This window comes from Streptomyces gobiensis (assembly GCF_021216675.1).
Classification (GTDB): Bacteria; Actinomycetota; Actinomycetes; order Streptomycetales; family Streptomycetaceae; genus Streptomyces; species Streptomyces gobiensis.
The window spans coordinates 98,728-118,324 of sequence record NZ_CP086120.1 but is presented as its reverse complement, the minus strand read 5'-3'; the positions used below and the strand labels follow the sequence as shown (position 1 = coordinate 118,324).

General features: G+C 71.0%; 18 protein-coding genes. 17 read left to right on the top strand and 1 reads right to left on the bottom strand.

Translation table 11 applies throughout. The annotated features are described in order from the left end of the window. Positions 1–32 precede the first annotated feature (32 nt). From test1122_RS00575 to test1122_RS00540, 8 genes are all read left to right on the top strand, one after another. Entirely contained in the window at positions 33–1,148 is a 1,116-nt protein-coding gene (locus test1122_RS00575) for a quinone-dependent dihydroorotate dehydrogenase (RefSeq protein ID WP_232267173.1), read from the top strand. Then, positions 1,145–1,990 (top strand): orotidine-5'-phosphate decarboxylase, encoded by an 846-nt coding sequence (pyrF, locus tag test1122_RS00570; protein WP_232267172.1) that lies wholly within the window; start codon positions 1,145–1,147, stop codon positions 1,988–1,990. Before test1122_RS00575 ends, pyrF begins: the two co-directional genes overlap by 4 nt. Before the next feature lie 213 nt (positions 1,991–2,203). Next, positions 2,204–2,527 carry an integration host factor, actinobacterial type gene (locus test1122_RS00565; RefSeq protein WP_232267171.1) on the top strand — a complete coding sequence of 108 codons (324 nt, stop codon included), beginning with the start codon at positions 2,204–2,206 and terminating at the stop codon, positions 2,525–2,527. A gap of 38 nt (positions 2,528–2,565) precedes the next feature. Further along, the gene (gmk, locus tag test1122_RS00560) at positions 2,566–3,162 is read left to right on the top strand and encodes a guanylate kinase (RefSeq protein WP_232267170.1); all 597 of its coding nucleotides are present in this window, start codon (positions 2,566–2,568) and stop codon (positions 3,160–3,162) included. 28 nt (positions 3,163–3,190) lie between these two features. After that, positions 3,191–3,463, top strand: coding sequence for a DNA-directed RNA polymerase subunit omega (gene rpoZ / locus test1122_RS00555; RefSeq protein ID WP_232267169.1), 273 nt, complete (start codon positions 3,191–3,193; stop codon positions 3,461–3,463). Between the two features lie 89 nt (positions 3,464–3,552). Next, complete coding sequence (gene coaBC, locus test1122_RS00550; protein ID WP_232267168.1) at positions 3,553–4,791, top strand: bifunctional phosphopantothenoylcysteine decarboxylase/phosphopantothenate--cysteine ligase CoaBC; 1,239 nt, start codon at positions 3,553–3,555, stop codon at positions 4,789–4,791. A gap of 253 nt (positions 4,792–5,044) precedes the next feature. Beyond that, positions 5,045–6,268 carry a methionine adenosyltransferase gene (gene metK / locus test1122_RS00545; protein WP_232267167.1) on the top strand — a complete coding sequence of 408 codons (1,224 nt, stop codon included), beginning with the start codon at positions 5,045–5,047 and terminating at the stop codon, positions 6,266–6,268. A 155-nt stretch (positions 6,269–6,423) separates the two neighbouring features. Next, a complete protein-coding gene (locus test1122_RS00540) occupies positions 6,424–8,565 on the top strand; it encodes a primosomal protein N' (protein WP_232267166.1) in 2,142 nt (713 codons plus the stop codon). 18 nt (positions 8,566–8,583) lie between these two features. Here the strand turns inward: test1122_RS00540 and test1122_RS00535 are convergent, their stop codons facing one another. Further along, positions 8,584–9,123 (bottom strand): hypothetical protein, encoded by a 540-nt coding sequence (locus tag test1122_RS00535; protein WP_232267165.1) that lies wholly within the window; start codon positions 9,121–9,123, stop codon positions 8,584–8,586. A gap of 225 nt (positions 9,124–9,348) precedes the next feature. Between test1122_RS00535 and fmt the strand changes: the two genes are divergently transcribed. The 9 genes from fmt (at position 9,349) to test1122_RS00490 (ending at position 19,432) form a co-directional block, all read left to right on the top strand. Beyond that, positions 9,349–10,281, top strand: a complete 933-nt coding sequence (gene fmt / locus test1122_RS00530; RefSeq protein WP_232267164.1) for a methionyl-tRNA formyltransferase — start codon at positions 9,349–9,351, stop codon at positions 10,279–10,281. Between the two features lie 60 nt (positions 10,282–10,341). Then, positions 10,342–11,778: an RsmB/NOP family class I SAM-dependent RNA methyltransferase gene (locus tag test1122_RS00525; RefSeq protein ID WP_232267163.1), complete on the top strand. Its 1,437-nt coding sequence runs from the start codon at positions 10,342–10,344 to the stop codon at positions 11,776–11,778. 33 nt (positions 11,779–11,811) lie between these two features. Beyond that, a complete protein-coding gene (gene rpe / locus test1122_RS00520) occupies positions 11,812–12,495 on the top strand; it encodes a ribulose-phosphate 3-epimerase (RefSeq protein ID WP_232267162.1) in 684 nt (227 codons plus the stop codon). 181 nt (positions 12,496–12,676) lie between these two features. After that, entirely contained in the window at positions 12,677–13,684 is a 1,008-nt protein-coding gene (locus tag test1122_RS00515) for a sugar-binding transcriptional regulator (RefSeq protein ID WP_232271688.1), read from the top strand. 108 nt (positions 13,685–13,792) lie between these two features. After that, positions 13,793–14,272, top strand: coding sequence for a cation:proton antiporter regulatory subunit (locus tag test1122_RS00510; RefSeq protein WP_232267161.1), 480 nt, complete (start codon positions 13,793–13,795; stop codon positions 14,270–14,272). An 11-nt stretch (positions 14,273–14,283) separates the two neighbouring features. Then, positions 14,284–15,519, top strand: a complete 1,236-nt coding sequence (locus test1122_RS00505; RefSeq protein ID WP_232267160.1) for a cation:proton antiporter — start codon at positions 14,284–14,286, stop codon at positions 15,517–15,519. 140 nt (positions 15,520–15,659) lie between these two features. Beyond that, positions 15,660–17,099 (top strand): GuaB1 family IMP dehydrogenase-related protein, encoded by a 1,440-nt coding sequence (locus tag test1122_RS00500; protein WP_232267159.1) that lies wholly within the window; start codon positions 15,660–15,662, stop codon positions 17,097–17,099. A gap of 394 nt (positions 17,100–17,493) precedes the next feature. Further along, positions 17,494–18,966 (top strand): amino acid permease, encoded by a 1,473-nt coding sequence (locus test1122_RS00495; RefSeq protein WP_422396894.1) that lies wholly within the window; start codon positions 17,494–17,496, stop codon positions 18,964–18,966. A gap of 10 nt (positions 18,967–18,976) precedes the next feature. Then, positions 18,977–19,432: an Lrp/AsnC family transcriptional regulator gene (locus test1122_RS00490; RefSeq protein ID WP_232267158.1), complete on the top strand. Its 456-nt coding sequence runs from the start codon at positions 18,977–18,979 to the stop codon at positions 19,430–19,432. Positions 19,433–19,597 lie beyond the last annotated feature (165 nt).

The following is a 19,597-nucleotide window of genomic DNA, read 5'->3' as shown; positions in this document are numbered from 1 at the left end:
TCCGCCCGCCCAGTAGGCCAGGAGCCACTGCCATGTACCGCCTCGTCTTCAATCTGATCTTCAAGTGGATGGACCCGGAGAGGGCCCACCACCTGGCCTTCGCCTGGATCCGCCTGCTCGCCCGTATCCCGGTGGTACGCACCCTGGTCGCGGCCCTTCTGGCTCCGCGCTACCAGGAGCTGCGTACCGAGGCGTTCGGTCAGCGCATGTACGGCCCCTTCGGCCTCGCTGCCGGTTTCGACAAGAACGCCGTCGGTGTCGACGGTATGGCGATGCTCGGCTTCAACCACATCGAGATCGGCACCGTCACCGCACAGCCGCAGCCGGGCAACCCCCCAAAGCGGCTCTTCCGGCTCGTCCAGGACCGGGCGCTGATCAACCGCATGGGCTTCAACAACGACGGCTCCGGCGCCGTGGCCGCCCGCCTCGCGGCCCGTAAGGCGGTCTTCAGGACCACCGTCGGCGTCAATATCGGCAAGACGAAGGCAGTCCCGGAATCCGAAGCCGTCTCCGACTACGTCACCTCGACCGAGCGCCTTGCCCCGTACGCCGACTACCTCGTCGTCAACGTCTCCTCGCCCAACACCCCCGGGCTGCGTAACCTCCAGGCGGTCGACCAGCTGCGCCCGCTGCTGGCCGCCGTCCGTGCGGCCGCCGACCGTACGGTCACCACCCGCCGCGTCCCCCTGCTGGTGAAGATCGCCCCCGATCTCGCCGATGAGGACATCGACGCCGTCGCCGATCTCGCCGTCGAGCTCCGGCTGGACGGCATCATCGCCACGAACACCACCATCGCCCGCGAAGGCCTCGGCCTGACCTCGGCTCCCGCCCTGGTCGCGGAGACCGGCGGCCTGTCCGGCGCACCCCTGAAGGAGCGCTCCCTCCAGGTGCTGCGCCGCCTCTACGCCCGCGTCGGCGACCGCGTCACCCTCATCGGTGTCGGCGGCATCGAGAGCGCCGAGGACGCCTGGCAGCGCGTTCTCGCCGGTGCCACCCTGGTCCAGGGCTACAGCGCTTTCATCTACCAGGGGCCTCTCTGGCCACGAGCCATCCACCAGGGCCTGGCCGCACGGCTGAGGGCCAGCCCGTACACCACCCTCGCCGACGCCGTCGGCGCCGACGCCCGTAAGGGGGACGCAGCGGCATGACCCTCCAGCCCTTCGGCGCACGGCTGCGCCGCGCCATGGATGAGCGCGGCCCCCTCTGCGTCGGCATCGACCCGCACGGCTCGCTCCTTACCGACTGGGGGCTGAGCGACGACATCGGCGGTCTGGAGCGCTTCACCCATACGGTCGTCGAAGCCCTCGCCGACCGGGTCGCCGTCCTCAAACCGCAGTCGGCCTTCTTCGAACGCTTCGGTTCCCGCGGCATCGCCGTCCTGGAACGGGCCGTCGCCGACGCCCGCGCCGCCGGGGCACTGGTCCTGATGGACGCGAAGAGGGGTGACATCGGGAGCACCATGGCCGCCTACGCCGCCACCTACCTTGACAGCGGCTCCCCGCTCTTCTCCGACGCGGTCACGGTCAGCCCGTATCTGGGCTATGGCTCGCTGCGCCCCGCGCTCGACCTCGCCCGGCACAGCGGGTGCGGGGTCTTCGTACTCGCCCTCACCTCCAACCCGGAGGGCGCCGAGGTACAGCACGCCGTCCGGGAGGACGGCCGCAGCGTCGCCGCGACCATGCTGGGGCACCTCGCCGCCGAGAACGCGGACGCCGGGCCCCTGGGGTCCTTCGGCGCGGTGGTCGGCGCCACGCTGGGGGAGACCCTGGGCCGGGCCGGCGCCGAGCTCGCGATCAACGGTCCGCTGCTCGCCCCCGGCATCGGCGCCCAGGGCGCCACCCCGGCGGACCTCCCCGGGGTCTTCGGCCCGTCGGTCCGCAATGTCATCCCGAGCGTCAGCCGGGGGGTGCTGCGGCACGGTCCGGACGCGGCGGGACTGCGCGAAGCGGCGGCCCGATTCGCCGATGAGGTGCGCTCAGCGGTGAAATGAGACCCATCTCGGGTCCTTTTTGTCCGGAAAAGTCCTGGTCGACTTGAGTCTGACCAGGACTTTTCCGCTGTTCTCGCTGACTCTGGCGCCATGGGCCGCTAGTCTCCGACAAGAGCATCGTGAACAGGCGCGTTGCTCGTTGCTCCGCAGGTGCGGGGCTACTAGGTTCCTCACCGTTCCATATCCGACAGTCCTAACTGAGGTGACGTAGGCGTGGCTCTTCCGCCCCTTACCCCTGAACAGCGCGCAGCCGCGCTCGAAAAGGCCGCCGCGGCTCGCCGGGAGCGCGCCGAGGTCAAGAATCGGCTCAAGCACTCCGGCGCTACGCTCCACGAGGTCATCGCGGAGGGCCAGAAGAACGACGTCATCGGCAAGATGAAGGTGAGCGCACTCCTGGAGTCGCTGCCCGGCGTCGGCAAGGTCCGAGCAAAGCAGATCATGGAACGGCTCGGTATCTCCGAGAGCCGTCGCGTCCGTGGTCTGGGCTCCAACCAGATCGCCTCGCTGGAGAAAGAGTTCGGCAGCACCGGCTCCTGACGTTCCCAGGCACTCCTGGGAACCGGGATAATCGCTGTATGAGTACCGCAGTCTCCCGGGGGACGACCCCCGTACCCCCGGAAGGTCGTCCGCGGCTGACCGTGCTCTCCGGCCCCTCAGGGGTCGGCAAGAGCACGGTCGTCGCTCATTTGCGCAAGGTCCATCCCGAGGTCTGGCTCTCGGTCTCCGCCACCACCCGCAAGCCGCGCCCTGGTGAGCAGCATGGCGTGCAGTACTTCTTCGTGGATGACGAGGAGTTCGACAAGCTGGTCGCCAACGGGGAGCTGCTGGAGTGGGCGGAGTTCGCGGGCAACCGCTATGGCACCCCCCGGCAGGCCGTGCTGGAGCGGCTGGAAGCGGGCGAGCCCGTGCTGCTGGAGATCGACCTGCAGGGCGCGCGGCTGGTCCGTGAGTCCATGCCCGAGGCCCAGCTCGTCTTCCTGGCCCCGCCCAGCTGGGAGGAGCTGGTGCGCCGGCTCACCGGCCGGGGCACCGAGCCGCCCGAGGTCATCGAGCGGCGGCTGGCGGTGGCCAGGACCGAGCTGGCGGCCGAGCCGGAGTTCGATACGACCTTGGTCAATACCTCGGTCGAGGAGGTCTCCGCAGAACTGCTAACCTTGATGGGTATCGATTGATCTTTTTCCACTCTCCGGAAGGCAGAGCGTGTCCTCTTCCATCACCACGCCCGAGGGCATCATCAACCCGCCGATTGATGAGCTGCTCGAGGCCACCGACTCGAAGTACAGCCTGGTGATCTACGCCGCCAAGCGTGCCCGCCAGATCAACGCGTACTACTCGCAGCTCGGCGAGGGCCTCCTGGAGTATGTCGGGCCGCTCGTGGACACCCACGTCCACGAGAAGCCGCTGTCGATCGCGCTCCGCGAGATCAACGCGGGCCTGCTGACCTCCGAGGCCGTTGAGGCCCCGGCCCAGTAAGCACGTAAGCCGTTCACCACGGGCCCGGCAGCACAGCTGCCGGGCCCGTGGTGTGTCATACCGTGGTGTGTCAGAGGAGAGGCGAACGGATGGACAAGCCCAAGGTCGTCCTGGGGGTCAGCGGCGGAATCGCCGCCTACAAGGCGTGCGAGCTGCTGCGCCGGCTGACCGAGTCCGGGCACGACGTCCGTGTCGTACCGACCGGCTCCGCGCTGCACTTCGTCGGTGAGGCCACCTGGTCGGCGCTGTCCGGCAATCCGGTGGCCACCGAGGTCTGGGAGAGCGTCCACGAGGTCCCGCACGTCCGTATCGGCCAGGAAGCCGATCTGGTCGTGGTGGCCCCCGCCACCGCCGACCTGCTCGCCAAGTCCGCTCATGGTCTCGCCGACGACCTGCTCACCAATACGCTCCTCACCGCCCGCTGCCCGGTCATCTTCGCGCCCGCCATGCATACGGAGATGTGGGAGCACCCGGCCACCCAGGAGAACGTCGCCACCCTGCGCCGCCGTGGCGCCGTGGTCATCGAGCCCGCCGTCGGCCGGCTCACCGGCGTCGACACCGGCAAGGGACGCCTTCCCGAGCCTGGCGGGCTCTTCGAGTTGTGCCGCAGGGTCCTTGCCCGCGGGGTGCCGGCAGCCGCCCCCGACCTCACCGGCCGCCATGTCGTCATCAGCGCGGGCGGCACCCGGGAGCCACTGGACCCGGTGCGCTTCCTCGGGAACCGCTCCTCCGGCAAGCAGGGCTACGCCCTTGCCGCCACCGCGGCGGCCCGTGGCGCCCGGGTGACCCTCGTCGCCGCGAACAGCGCCCTGCCGGACCCGGCGGGGGTGGATGTGGTGCCGGTCGGCACCGCCGGGCAGCTTCGCGAAGCGGTGCTCAAGGCGGCTGCGGACGCCGACGCCGTGGTGATGGCCGCCGCCGTCGCCGACTTCCGTCCCGCCCGCTACGCCGAAGGCAAGATTAAAAAGCGGGAGAGCCGGGAGCCGGACCCCATCGCCCTCGTCCGTAACCCCGACATCCTCGCCGAGCTCTCCGCCGAGCGGGCCCGCCCGGACCAGATCGTGGTGGGCTTCGCAGCCGAGACCGACGAGGTGCTGGCCAACGGCCGGGCCAAGCTGGCCCGCAAGGGCTGCGATCTGCTGGTCGTCAATGAGGTCGGGGAGCACAAGGCCTTCGGTTCGGCCGCGAACGAAGCTGTGGTGCTGGGCGCGGACGGTACCGAGATCCCCGTGCCGTACGGACCCAAGGAGGCGCTGGCCGACACCGTCTGGGACCTGGTCGTCGGGCGGTGGCGCGACGCCGCGGTACCGCAGAGTGACCAAATGTGACAAATCCGATATCCCCTGGCGAATGCGGCGTTATGGTGCTGGTTAGCCTCTCAGGCGCCTTGGTCGCCCGGACACGCCCAGAATGTCCCGCCTCTGCGCCCCCAAAACCTGAGAGCGCTTCGTGTCGATGTGTGAGACACCTTGACCAGCCCACAAGGGTCTACGGATAAACTGTCGACGGACCGTGCCGGGCGCAGCTCCCGGCCGGTCCGCCAATGATCAGCCAGCAGCCGCTGCAACCCCAGGGAGCGATGTGTCCCGCCGCCTGTTCACCTCGGAGTCTGTGACCGAGGGTCATCCTGACAAGATCGCTGATCAGATCAGCGACACCATTCTCGACGCGCTGTTGAAGGAGGACCCGGCGTCCCGGGTCGCCGTGGAGACGCTCATCACGACCGGTCTGGTGCATGTGGCCGGTGAGGTCACGACGAAGGCGTACGCGCCGATCGCGACGCTGGTGCGCAACAAGGTTCTGGAGATCGGGTACGACTCGTCCAAGAAGGGCTTCGACGGTGCCTCCTGCGGCGTATCGGTGTCCATCGGTTCGCAGTCGCCGGACATCGCCCAGGGCGTCGACACGGCGTATGAGTCCCGGGTGGAGGGTGCGGCCGCGGGCGAAGAGGCTGACGAGCTGGACCGGCAGGGTGCGGGCGACCAGGGGCTGATGTTCGGCTACGCGTGCGATGAGACGCCGGAGCTGATGCCGCTGCCGATCACCCTCGCCCACCGGCTCTCGCATCGGCTGTCGGAGGTCCGCAAGAACGGGACCATCCCCTACCTTCGCCCGGACGGCAAGACCCAGGTCACCATCGAGTACGACGGGGACAAGGCGGTCCGGCTGGATACGGTCGTGGTCTCCTCCCAGCACGCCTCCGATATCGACCTGGACTCTCTCCTGGCCCCGGATGTCCGGGAGTTCGTGGTGGAGCATGTGCTGGGACAGCTGATCGAGGACGGCATCAAGCTGGACACCGAGGGCTACCGGCTGCTGGTCAACCCGACCGGCCGCTTTGAGATCGGCGGCCCGATGGGCGATGCGGGGCTGACCGGCCGGAAGATCATCATCGATACCTATGGCGGCATGGCCCGCCACGGTGGCGGTGCCTTCTCCGGGAAGGATCCCTCCAAGGTCGACCGCTCCGCCGCCTACGCGATGCGCTGGGTCGCCAAGAACGTCGTCGCCGCGGGCCTGGCGGGACGCTGCGAGGTCCAGGTCGCCTACGCCATCGGCAAGGCCGAGCCGGTCGGTCTCTTCGTGGAGACCTTCGGCACCGCCACCGTCGATGTCAGCAAGATCGAGCAGGCCATCTCCGAGGTCTTCGACCTCCGGCCCGCCGCGATCATCCGCGACCTCGACCTGCTGCGCCCGATCTACGCCCAGACCGCCGCCTACGGCCACTTCGGCCGCTCGCTGCCGGACTTCACCTGGGAACACACCGACCGCGTCGACGCCCTCCGCGCGGCGGTGGGTCTGTAACCCCGCCGGACAGCACGCGGACATCACGGTCAGCCGCTGAGGCCTGGCCGCCCCTGAAGGGGCGGCCAGGCCCGATGTCTTTCCCGCCCCAGCGCGGCTCCCCCCCCTTCTGGGAGAGCGTGGGGCTGTCTGTCCGGTCTGCTAAGACTGAAGCTGTGAGCAGCGCGAACGAGCAGGCCCAGGGCCCTGCGGCGGAGCCGTCGGAGCAGCTCGCGCTGATCCGGGAGACGGTCCGCAAGGCCAAGCCGCCCAAGGCCAGGCCCCGTACCTGGCGGGGGGCCGAGCTGGCGGCTGAGCGGCCGGTCGCGCGGGTGCTCGTGGACAAGGGACTGGTCCATCTCGACCGCTACTTCGACTACGCGGTCCCGGCCGCCATGGATGCCGAGGCGCAGCCGGGTGTCCGGGTGCGGGTGCGTTTCGGCGCCGGGGAGAAGGAGGGGCGCCGCGAAGGCGGTGGCCTGATCAACGGGTTCATCGTCGAGCGGTGTGCCGAGAGTGACTTCCCCGGGGTGCTGGCGCCGATCGCCCAGGTGCTCTCCCCGGAGCCCGTGCTCAGTCCCGAGCTGCTTCAGCTGTGCCGGGCGGTCGCTGACCGCTACGCCGGGGCGCTGGCGGATGTGGTGCAGCTGGCGGTTCCGCCCCGGGTGGCCAAGGCGGAGAAGCAGCCGTCGCCGGAGCCACAGGCGCCTCCGTCGGCACCCGGCCCCGACAGCTGGGCGCGGTATCCGCAGGGGCCCGGCTATCTGCGGGCGCTCGCCGAGGGTGGTGCGCCCCGTGCCGTGTGGACCGCGCTGCCCGGCCCCGAGTGGCCCGGGGAACTGGCCCGTGCCCTCGCCGCCGCCCTCGCCTCCGGGCGGGGGGCGGTGGCCGTGCTGCCGGACGGGCGCGCCGCCGCCCGGGTGGACGCGGCGCTCACCGCGCTGCTGGGCAGCGGCCATCATGTGCTGCTCACCGCCGAGGCCGGGCCTCAGGCGCGCTACCGCCGCTGGCTCGCGGTCAGCGGTGGGTCGGTGCGGGTGGTGATCGGGACCCGGGCCGCGATGTTCGCGCCCGTACGGGAGCTGGGGCTCGCTGTCATCTGGGATGACGGCGACGACGCACACAGTGATGACCACGCACCGCAGCCGCATGCCCGTGAGGTGCTGCTGCTGCGTGCCGCACACGAGCGCGCAGGCTTCCTGCTCGGTGGGCACACCCGCACCGTGGAGGCCGCTCAGCTGGTCGAGACCGGCTGGGCCCGGCCGTTGACCGCCGACCGGGAGACGGTACGGACCGCGGCGCCACTGATCCGTACCATCGGCGACCGCGACGCCGCCCGGGACGCGGCGGCGCATACGGCCCGGCTGCCCAGCCTCGCCTGGCAGGCGGCCCGCGACGCCCTGCAGCACGGGCCGGTGCTGGTTCAGGTGCCGCGCCGGGGATATGTCCCACGGCTCGCCTGTGTGCGGTGCCGTGAGCCCGCCCGGTGTCCGCACTGCCATGGGCCGCTGGAGTCGGCGGGTGAGGGCGAGACCCTGCGCTGCGGCTGGTGCGCGCGGCCCGCGCCGGACTGGCACTGCGCCGAGTGCGGCGGCACCCGGCTGCGGGCGAGCGTGGTCGGCGCCCGGCGCACGGCCGAGGAGCTGGGCCGCGCCTTTCCGGCCGTGTCCGTCCGCACCTCAGGGCGTGACCACATCCTCGACACGGTCCCGAACAGCCCCGCGCTGGTCATCAGTACGCCCGGTGCCGAGCCCGTCGCCGAGGGCGCCGGCTATGCGGCGGCACTGCTGCTGGACGGCTGGGCGCTGCTGGGCCGCCCCAGTCTGCGGGCGGGTGAGGAGGCGCTGCGCCGCTGGCTCGCCGCCGCCGCGCTGGTACGGCCGCAGGGCGAGGGCGGCACCGTGGTCGTCCTCGCCGAGCCAACGCTGCGCCCGGTGCAGGCACTGGTTCGCTGGGACCCCGAGGGCCACGCGGCCCGCGAGCTGGCCGAGCGGTCAGAGCTGGGCTTTCCGCCGGTCTCCCGGATGGCGGCCGTCAGCGGCCCGCCGGAGGCGGTCAGCGGTTTCCTGGCCGCCGCCGAACTCCCCGCCGACGCCGAGGTCCTGGGCCCGGTGCCGCTGCCGGTGACGGACCCGGCCCGCCCCCGCCGTACCGGCGATCCGCCACCGGGCGAGCAGTGGGAGCGGGTGCTGCTGCGGGTGCCGCCGGGCAGCGGTGCCGCGCTCGCCGCTGCGCTGAAGACCGCACAGGCGGCCCGGCTCGCTCGCCGTGCGGGGCCGCCGGTACGGATCCGTATTGACCCGCCCGATATCGGCTGACCCTCGTACGGCGCCAGGTCAACCGTTGCGCGGGCCGGGAAACGCCCCGGGACGGTGTTCGGCGCCGGCCGGTGACGGCTGGTCCGGCACCGCGCGGGCCGCGGGCACAGCGGGCGCGACCGAGGCGGTGGCCGGGGACTCGCCCTGCCTCGGGGTCTCCCGGCCCGGCTCGGCCGCCGGGATGCCGACAGCCGCGGTGGACCGCTCGGCGGCCCGCCGGGAACCGTAACGGCGGTGCACCGCCTGCTTGGTGACACCGAGCGCCGAGCCCACCGCGTCCCAGGAGAACCCGAGCGATCGGTCGAACTCCACCGCCGCTGTCACCAGGGTCTCGACGCTGTCCCGCAGCTCCTGGGCGAGCCGGACGGTGGGCGCCGGTGCCCGGCCGTAGACGACAAAGCCCGCGGACGGGCCGGTGCGGCGCGGCCGGTAGACGTTGCCCAGCTGTGCGGTGAGGGTGCGCAGCGCGTCCACCTGCCGGCGGACCCGCTCGATGTCCCGGACCAGCAGATGCAGACTGGCGCGTGCCTGGGCGTCGTGGGTGGCGTGGTCGGCCATGAACAAGCCTCTCGAACCGGCGTTAAAAGGACGGGGCCGCTCAGCGGCCCCTTACGGTCAAATCTCATTGACCAACGCGGCACTGGGCGCTGTGGTCACGCCCTGGGGCGTGCGAAGGCCCCTGAGGGGGCGCATACGTCCTGTACGCCCCCTCAGGCGCGGGACCGTGACGGACCGTAGACTGATGCGTCGTTCCGCGCAGCTTGGAGAGGTTGTTCCTTACCGATGAAGCTTGTCTTCGCCGGCACCCCCGAGGTCGCCGTACCCGCCCTGGACGCCCTGATCGCCTCGGAACGTCACGAGGTCGCGGCCGTCCTCACCCGGCCCGACGCCCCCGCCGGGCGCGGCCGGCGGCTAGTCGCCAGCCCGGTCGCCCAGCGAGCCGAGGAGGAGGGCATCGAGGTGCTCAAGCCCGCCAAGCCGCGGGATGAGGACTTTCTCGCCCGGCTGCGTGAGATCGCGCCCGACTGCTGCCCGGTAGTCGCCTATGGCGCCCTGCTGCCCCGGGCCGCCCTGGACATCCCCGTCCATGGCTGGGTCAATCTGCACTTCTCGCTGCTGCCCGCCTGGCGCGGCGCCGCGCCCGTGCAGCATGCGGTGCTCGCGGGGGACGAGCTGACCGGGGCGACCACCTTCCTGATCGAGGAAGGGCTCGACTCCGGGCCGGTCTTCGGCGTGGTCACCGAGGAGGTACGCCCCACCGACACCAGCGGCGATCTGCTGACCCGGCTCGCCTTCGCGGGCGCCGGACTGCTGGCCGCCACCATGGACGGCATCGAGGACGGCAGCCTCAAGGCCGTGCCGCAGCCGGCCGAGGGCGTCACCCTCGCCCCCAAGATCAGCGTTGCGGACGCCCGTATCGACTGGACCGCTCCCGCGCTGCGCGTCGACCGGGTGGTGCGCGGCTGCGCGCCGTCCCCCGGCGCCTGGACCCGCTTCCGTGGCGAGCGGCTCAAGCTGGTGCAGGCGGCCCTGGCCCCCGGCCACACGGGCCTGGCCCCCGGTGAGCTGCGGGCGGGGAAGAACTCCGTGTACGTGGGCACCGGTTCGCACGCCGTGGAGCTGATCTGGGTGCAGCCGCAGGGCAAGAAGCCCATGAAGGCAGCCGACTGGGCCCGGGGGGTCCGGATCAGCCCGGGGGAGCGGCTGGACGCGTGACACCCGGCCCGGGAGCGTAGCCTGGACCTTTAGTCATCCCAGCTCCGGAGCACATTTCCCGTGACCGACCAGGCCCGCAGCCCGCACCGTCGCCGTCCGTCCAAGCCGTACCGCCGCCCGAAGAAGGACCCGGTGCGGATCCTCGCCTTTGAGGCGCTGCGAGCCGTCGATGAACGCGACGCCTATGCGAACCTCGTCCTGCCGCCGCTGCTCCGCAAGGCGCGCGCGGCCGGGGAGCTGGACAGCCGCGACGCCGCGTTCGCCACCGAGCTGGTCTACGGCACCCTGCGCCGCCAGGGCACCTATGACGCGATCATCGCCGCATGCGTCGACCGCCCGCTGCGCGAGGTCGACCCGCCCGTGCTCGACGTTCTCTCACTCGGCGCGCACCAGCTGCTCGGCACCCGGATCCCCACCCACGCGGCGGTCAGCGCCAGCGTGGAGCTGGCCCGCTGCGTCCTGGGCGACGGGCGGGCGAAGTTCGTCAACGCGGTGCTCCGCCGGATCTCCGCCCATGACCTGGACGGCTGGCTGGACCGGGTGGCGCCGCCCTACGACGAGGACCCCGAAGACCACCTCGGGGTCGTGCACGCCCATCCGCGCTGGATCGTCTCCGCCCTGTGGGACGCCCTCGGCGGAGGGCGTGCCGGGCTGGAGGATCTGCTGGCGGCCGACAACGAGCGCCCCGAGGTCACCCTGGTGGCCCGCCCCGGCCGGGCTACCGTCGAAGAACTGCTGAGCGAGGACACCGGCGCCGCCCTGCCCGGCCGCTGGTCGCCGTACGCGGTGCGGCTCACCGAGGGCGGCGAGCCGGGCGCCATCGACGCCGTACAGGAGGGCCGCGCCGGGGTACAGGACGAGGGCAGCCAGCTGGTCGCCATCGCACTCGCGAACGCACCCCTGCGGGGCAGTGACACCCGCTGGCTCGACGGCTGCGCCGGACCGGGTGGCAAGGCCGCTCTTCTCGCCGCGCTCGCCGCCGAGCGCGGCGCCACCCTCCTCGCCGCCGAGAAACAGCCGCACCGCGCCCGCCTGGTCGCCCGCGCGCTGGCGGGCAACCCCGGCCCGTACCAGGTCATCGCCGCCGATGGCACCCGCCCCGCCTGGCGGCCCGGCAGTTTCGACCGGGTCCTCGTCGATGTCCCCTGCACCGGGCTGGGCGCCCTGCGCCGCCGCCCCGAGGCCCGCTGGCGCCGCCGCCCCGAGGACCTGGCAGGCTTCGCCCCGCTCCAGCGCGGTCTGCTCGAAGAGGCCCTGCGGGCGGTGCGGATCGGCGGTGTCGTCGGATACGCCACCTGCTCACCGCATCTGGCTGAGACCCGGGCGGTCGTCGACGATGTACTCAAGCGGGCGCCTGAGGCGGGCGCCGAGCGGATCGATGCCCGCCCGCTGCTGCCCGGCGTGCCCGCGCTCGGCGATGGCCCCGATATCCAGCTGTGGCCCCATCTGCACGGCACCGACGCGATGTATCTCGCGCTGCTGCGCCGGACCGCCTGATCAGGCGGATCAGGCGGGCGACATACTGGGGCCATGGCTCAGATCAATCCCAGCATTCTCTCCGCCGACTTCGCCCGCCTCGCCGAGGAGGCGGAACGTGTCGGTGGCGCGGAGGGCGCCGACTGGCTCCATGTGGACGTCATGGACAACCACTTCGTCCCCAACCTCACGCTCGGCGTCCCCGTCGTCGAATCGCTGCGCAAGGCGACCGACACCCCACTGGACTGCCATCTGATGATTGAGGACCCCGACCGCTGGGCTCCTCAGTACATCGAGGCCGGGGCCGGGTCCGTCACCTTCCACGTCGAGGCCGCCGCAGCCCCGGTGCGGCTCGCCCGCGAGATCCGCGCCAAGGGCGCCCGCGCCGCCATGGCCCTCAAGCCCGCCACCCCGGTCGAGCCGTACGAGGATCTGCTGCCCGAGCTCGACATGCTCCTGGTGATGACGGTAGAACCGGGCTTTGGCGGACAGGCCTTCCTGGACATCATGCTGCCGAAGATCCGCCGTACCCGGCAGCTCATCGACAAGCACGGACTGCAGATGTGGCTGCAGGTCGACGGCGGGGTCTCGGCGGCGACGATCGAGCGGTGCGCCGAGGCGGGCGCCGATGTCTTTGTGGCGGGTTCGGCGGTGTACGGCAGCGATGACCCGGCGGCGGCCGTGAGCGCCCTGCGTCACCAGGCCCAGAAGGCAGCCGTACGGTCGTGCGCCCACTGAGCGCGCTGGGTGCGCCGATCCTGGATGGTTGCGCCATGCACGGGCCGGTCCCGCGGCTCGGCGGCTGTCAGCTGTCCCCGGAACACGGTGGATCTGCGAGGATGAACGCGCGGCGCGAATGCGCGAGTGCGGCTGAACGGTGAGGTGAGTTGCGGTGTCGACGGGTCGGGCAACGACGAGGATGGGGCCCGCCGAGCTGATGCAGGCGGCGGCGATGGCGCGCCGCTTCTACCTGGAGGGCAAATCCAAGATCCAGATCGCCGATGAGTTCGGGGTCAGCCGCTTCAAGGTGGCCCGGGTCCTGGAGACCGCCCTGGAACGGGACCTCGTACGGATCGAGATCCGGGTCCCCGCCGAGCTGGACGCCGAACGCTCCGACGCCCTGCGTGCCCGCTACGGGCTACGGCACGTCGTCGTCGTCGAATCCCCGGCGGACGCCACCGAGGACGCCGCCGATCCGGAGAACCTGGGCGAGGTGGCCGCCGACCTCCTCGGCGAGCTTGTCACCGAGGGCGATGTGCTCGGCCTCGCCTGGGGCCGCTCCACCATCCATATGGCCACCGCACTGCGCCGGCTGCCGCCGTGCACCGTCGTCCAGCTCACCGGGGTGTACGACGCGGGCACCGCCGACCGCGGCTCTGTCGAGGCGGTACGGCGCGCGGCTGAGGTCGCCGGGGGAGAGGCCCACCCGATCTACGCCCCCATGCTGCTGCCGGACCCCGCCACCGCGGCCGCGCTGCGCAGCCAGACCGGCATCGCCGCGGCCTTCGAGTACTTCGACAAGGTCACCATCGCGGCCGTCTCCATCGGCTCCTGGGAGCCGGGTATCTCCACCGTCCACGACATGGTCTCCGAACAGGAGCGCGCCCACTATGCCTCACTCGGTGTCGCGGCCGAGATGTCCGCCCATCTCTTCGACACCGAAGGACGCCTGGTCGGCCGGGACTTGGGGGAGCGCTGCATCACCGTCGAGGCCGACCGGCTGCGCCGTGTCCCCGAGGTCGTCGCGATCGCGGGTGGCCGCCGCAAGGCAGAGGCGATCGGTGCGGTGCTCCGCTCCGGCCTGGTCACCAGTCTGGTCACGGACACCGCCGCCGCCGACCACCTGCTGCGGGAATCCAGCCCCGGGCCGCGCCCCGCGCTGGACCGGGCAGACCCGGACGACACGCGGTCGCCCGCACGCCGCTAGAGCGGCACCAGCACGGTCCATGTGCAGGATTGACAGTCCATCCCACGGTGTTGACCAGCCACACCGCAGCTCGCACTGTCCGCTAGCTCTCTTCCCGCGGAGGCAGCCTTGACCACACGTCGCACCTCGCTGCCGGGTGTCGGCACCCAGTACGACATCTCCACCCGTGCGGGCCGCCATATCTCCGTTGTCGTCCATCTGGACGGCCGCCGTTTCATCGGTTTCTACGATCCGGAGGACCCCGACGTCTGCCGGGCCACCGTCCCCATGGACCCCGATGAAGCGGCCGCGTTCGCCCGGCTTGTCTCGCCCGAGGACGCCACCCCCGATCTGGGCACCGGTGATCTCGATCTGGATCTGGTCACCGAGCGCATCCCGGTCTCCACCCACTCGCCCTACCGCAGCCGCCCCCTGGGAGCCACCCGCGCCCGTACCCGCACCGGTGCTTCCATCGTCGCCGTGCTCCGGCGCACGGGGGCCATCCCCGCCCCGGGACCCGACTTCCGGCTGGAGGCGGGCGACACGCTTGTCGTGGTCGGCACCCGTGAAGGCGTCGATGACCTCGTCCAGATCATCTCCGGCGCCTGAGAGGCCAGTACGTGCACGACAACACCGTGATGCTGATCGAACTCGGCGCGATCATCCTCGGCCTCGGGCTCGCCGGGCGCTTCGCCGGACGCCTCGGCATGTCGCCGATTCCGCTCTATCTGCTGGGCGGGCTCGCCTTCGGCCACGGTGGGCTCCTCCCACTCGGTGCCAGTGAGGGTTTTATCGAGATCGGCGCCGAGATCGGTGTCATTCTGCTGCTCCTGATGCTGGGCCTGGAGTACAGCGCCTCCGAACTCGTCACCAACCTCAAGATCCAGTACCCCTCCGGCGTCGTCGACTTCCTCCTCAACGCGACGCCGGGCGCTGTCGCCGCCCTGCTGCTGGGCTGGGGGCCGGTGGGCGCTCTCGCGCTCGCCGGTGTCACCTGGATCTCGTCGTCCGGGGTCATTGCCAAGGTCCTCACTGATCTCCAGCGGCTGGGTAACCGGGAGACCCCGGTGGTGCTCGGCATCCTGGTCATGGAGGACCTGGCCATGGCCGTGTATCTGCCGTTGCTGACGGCCACGCTCGCCGGGCTCGGGCTGGCAGCGGGCAGCGTCACCCTGGCGATTGCCCTGGGGACCGTCGGCATCGTCCTCTATCTCGCACTCCGGCATGGCCGGCTGGTCAGCCGTGCCGTCTCCTCCGACAATCCGGAGACGCTGCTGCTGGTCATCCTGGGCCTGACCCTGCTGGTCGCCGGGGTTGCCGAGAGGCTTCAGGTATCCGCCGCCGTCGGTGCCTTCCTCGTCGGTATCGCGATCTCCGGGGAGGTCGCCCACAGCGCCAGGGCGCTGCTGACCCCGCTGCGCGATCTGTTCGCCGCCGTCTTCTTCGTCTTCTTCGGGCTGTCCACCGTTCCCGCCAACATCCCTCCGGTACTCATCCCCGCCCTGCTCCTGGCCGCCGTCACCATGGTGACCAAGATCGTCACCGGCTGGTATGCCGCCCGGCGGGCCGGGATCAGCGCCAGGGGGCGGCTGCGCGCTGGTGGGGCCCTGGTCGCCCGGGGAGAGTTCTCCATCGTCATCGCCGGGCTCGCCGCCGGTTCCGAGCCCAGGATCGCCCCTCTCGCCACCGCCTATGTGCTGCTGCTCGTCATCGTCGGCCCGCTGACAGCCCGCTGGACCGAGCCTGTCGTACGGCGACTGGGCGCCCTCTACGGCCGTAAGCCCCCGGCGGGCCCCGCCGCACCGCCCTCGCCGCCCGGGATGGGTACGCCGGGGTTCCCCGTGTCGCACTCGTAGGATCCTACGAGAGGCGGGTCTGCCGGTATGGCAGATCGTCCGTGGGCACACAGCCGCAGGGTCATGGGACACTGAAGTACGTGCGTTTTTCCTCGGTTGAAGGCCGAGGGTCTCCTCCGAACGACTGGGATGTTCAGCACGTGCGATTCCTCAACGATCAGCGGCCCCCGTACGACCTCACGTACGACGATGTGTTCATGGTGCCGAGCCGTTCCGCGGTCGGCTCCCGGCAGGGCGTGGACCTGTCGTCTCCCGACGGGACCGGCACCACCATCCCGCTCGTCGTCGCCAATATGACCGCCATCGCCGGACGGCGGATGGCCGAGACGGTCGCCCGCCGCGGCGGCCTCGTCGTCATCCCCCAGGACATCCCGATCGATGTTGTCACCGACGTCATCTCCTGGGTCAAGCAGCGCCATCTCGTCCTGGACACCCCGATCGTGCTGGCGCCCCACGCCACCGTCGCCGACGCGCTGTCCCTGCTGCCCAAGCGGGCACATGGCGCGGGCGTCGTCGTTGACGACGGCCGCCCCGTGGGCGTTGTCACCGAGAGCGACCTCACCGGGGTCGACCGTTTCACCCAGTTGACCGAGGTGATGTCCAAGGAGCTGCTGCTCCTGGACGCGGACATCGATCCGCGCGAGGCCTTCAACCGCCTCGACGCGGCCCACCGCAAGCTGGCCCCCGCGGTTGACCGGGACGGCAAGCTGGTCGGCATGCTGACCCGCAAGGGCGCCCTGCGCGCGACCCTCTACACCCCCGCCACCGACGCCCAGGGCAGGCTCCGTATCGCCGCGGCCGTCGGTATCAACGGCGATGTCGCGGGCCGCACCAAGGCGCTCCTCGACGCGGGTGTCGACACCCTGGTCGTGGACACCGCGCACGGTCACCAGGAGGGCATGATCGAGACCCTTAAGGCGGTCCGCGCCCTGGACCCGCAGGTCCCGGTCGTGGCGGGCAATGTCGTCGCCGCCGAGGGCGTGCGCGATCTCCTCCAGGCCGGGGCTGACATCGTCAAGGTCGGCGTCGGACCGGGCGCCATGTGCACCACCCGGATGATGACCGGCGTCGGCCGCCCGCAGTTCTCCGCTGTTCTGGAGTGCGCCGCCGAAGCCAGGAAGTACGGCAAGCACGTCTGGGCCGACGGTGGCGTCCGGCACCCCCGCGATGTCGCCATGGCGCTCGCCGCCGGAGCCTCCAACGTCATGATCGGCTCCTGGTTCTCCGGCACCTTCGAGTCCCCGGGCGACCTCCAGCACACCGCCGACGGGCGGCCGTACAAGGAGTCCTTCGGCATGGCCTCCGCCCGCGCTGTGCGGAACCGCACCAGCGAGGAGTCGGCCTATGACCGGGCCCGTAAGGGACTGTTCGAGGAGGGCATCTCCACTTCCCGGATGTTCCTCGACCCGGCCCGCCCGGGCGTCGAGGACCTGATCGACTCGATCATCGCCGGCGTACGCTCCTCCTGCACCTACGCCGGAGCGGGTTCCCTGGAGGAGTTCGCGGAGAAGGCCGTCATCGGCATCCAGAGCGCCGCTGGCTACGCCGAGGGCAAGCCACTGCACGCCAGCTGGAGCTGACCGGGCCGGGCGCCCCGCGTTGTGGGCGCCCACGCCTGTTTCCTCTGAACCCGGACTCCCGGAACTCCGCTGCGGCGTGGGCGACCTGACCCGTCACATCGCTGGAGCTCGGCGAGGATCACACCTGGGTACGCGCCTTACCACAAAAATCTGTACAGCGGAAGTAAACGACTGTGCGCAGGAGGGCAAAAGCGCGCAACAGATCGCTGCTGATGCGCAAAGAAGCGGCATTCCGTGCCGACATGTACCAGTCATAGAGTCGGGCGCTGTACGAGGAGTGGCGGAGACCGCCTGCTCAACGGTCTTCAGCTGCGAGTTTCAGTCGGATGGGCGCGCACCCGGGCCGTTGCCGGTCGCCGCCACAGACCCGCAGCGATGGCAAGGAGCCACCCCCGTGCTGGACCAGAACGTAGCGCCGCCCGCACCACCCTCCCCATCCGCCAGACCCATGTCCCGGTTTATGCGGCGCAAGCCTGTCGAGCGCCTGGTCGCCGAGACCGGTCAGGGCAGCGGTGGCCAGCTGCGGCGCTCGCTCACCATGTGGCAGCTGACCATGATCAGCATCGGAGCCACACTGGGCACCGGCATCTTCGTCGTCCTCGGCGAGGCCGTTCCCAAGGCAGGGCCCGCGGTCACGATCGCCTTTGTGATCGCCGGTCTCACCGCCCTCTTCTCCGCCCTCTCCTACGCCGAGCTGGCCGGCACCATCCCCGCCTCCGGCTCCTCGTACTCCTACTCCTACGCCACCCTCGGTGAGCTGGTGGCCTGGGTGTGCGGGCTGTGCCTGATCCTCGAATACGGGGTATCGGTCGCGGCGGTGGCCGTCGGCTGGGGCGAATATCTCAACGAACTGCTCGACGGCACCATTGGTGTCACGATCCCAGCCGCGCTGTCCGCCCCGCCTGGTGAAGGCGGACTGTTCAACCTGCCCGCCATGCTGGTCGTGGTGCTCGCCATGGGCTTTCTGCTCGGTGGCGCCAGGGAGAGCGCCCGCGTCAACACCATCATGGTCGTGGTGAAGGTCGGCGCGCTGCTGCTCTTCTGCGCGGTCGCGTTCACCGGTATCAGGGCTGGCAACTACGACCCGTTTATGCCGCTGGGCATGGCGGGCGTCAGCGCCGCCGGAGCATCCCTGTTCTTCTCGTACATCGGCTTCGACGCCGCCTCCACCGCCGGCGAGGAGGCCAAGAACCCGCAGCGTGACCTGCCTCGCGCGATCATGCTCTCCCTGCTTATCGTCACCGTGCTGTACGTCCTGGTCGCCGCGGCCGCTGTTGGTGCCACGCCCTGGCAGCACTTCGAGGGCTCCGAGGCCGCCCTCGCCGGCGTCATGAAGGACGTCACCGGACACAGCTTCTGGGCGGTGATCCTCGCGGCCGGAGCCGTGATCGCCATCGCCAGCGTCGTCCTGGCCGTCCTGTACGGCCAGACCCGCATCCTGTTCGCGATGTCCCGTGATGGCCTCGTCCCGAAGGTCTTCTCCAAGGTCAACCCGCGCACCGGTACGCCGCGCGCCAACACCGTGCTCGTCGGGGCCTTCTGCGGTGTACTCGCCGCCGCGGTCCCGCTGGGTCAGCTCGCCGACGCCACCAGCATCGGCACGCTGTTCGCCTTCGCCCTCGTCAATATCGCGGTGATCGTGCTGCGCCGGAACCGGCCCGAGATGCCGCGCACCTTCCGGGTGCCGCTGTCGCCGGTGCTGCCCCTGATCGGCCTGGGTCTCTGCGTCTGGATGATGACGAGGCTGCCCATGATCACCTGGATGGTCTTCGTCGGCTGGATGGTCGCGGGTCTCATGTTCTACTTCGTGTACGGGCAGCGCCGCTCCCGGCTGGCCACCGAGCCCACCACGACCACAGAAAAGTGATCCACCCGCAGTGCGACTGAACGATCTCGACGAACGCATCGTCCACGCCCTCGCCGAGGACGCCCGCCGCTCCTACGCCGACATCGGCGCGGTGGTCGGGCTCTCCGCCCCTGCCGTCAAGCGCCGGGTCGACCGGCTGCGCGCCGAAGGCGCCATCACCGGCTTCACCGTCCGGGTGGACCCGGCGGCGCTCGGCTGGGCGACCGAGGGGTTCATCGAGATGTACTGCCGCCACAACACCTCCCCGGAGGACATCCGTCGCGGCCTGTCGCGCTACCCGGAGGTGGCGTCCGCGTCGACCGTCACCGGCGACGCGGACGCCATCGTCCAGATCTTCGCCGCCGATATGCGCCACTTCGAACGGGTCCTGGAACGTATCGCCGGGGAGCCCTTCGTGGAGCGCACCAAGTCGGTACTCGTCCTCTCCCCCCTGCTGCGCCGCTACTCAGCGGGCACGCCCTTTTAACGGCGCGACGCCCGCCCGCCGGCGGTGGGTTTCCCCTGACCCAGCCCCTTCCCGAAACCAATGGCTGCCGCCCCCAGACCCCCAAGGTGTTGTGGGCACTCGGGCCGCCCGAGGGGCGGCACGGGTGGGCACAACACCCGGCCACCCGTGCCGCACCCGGGGCCC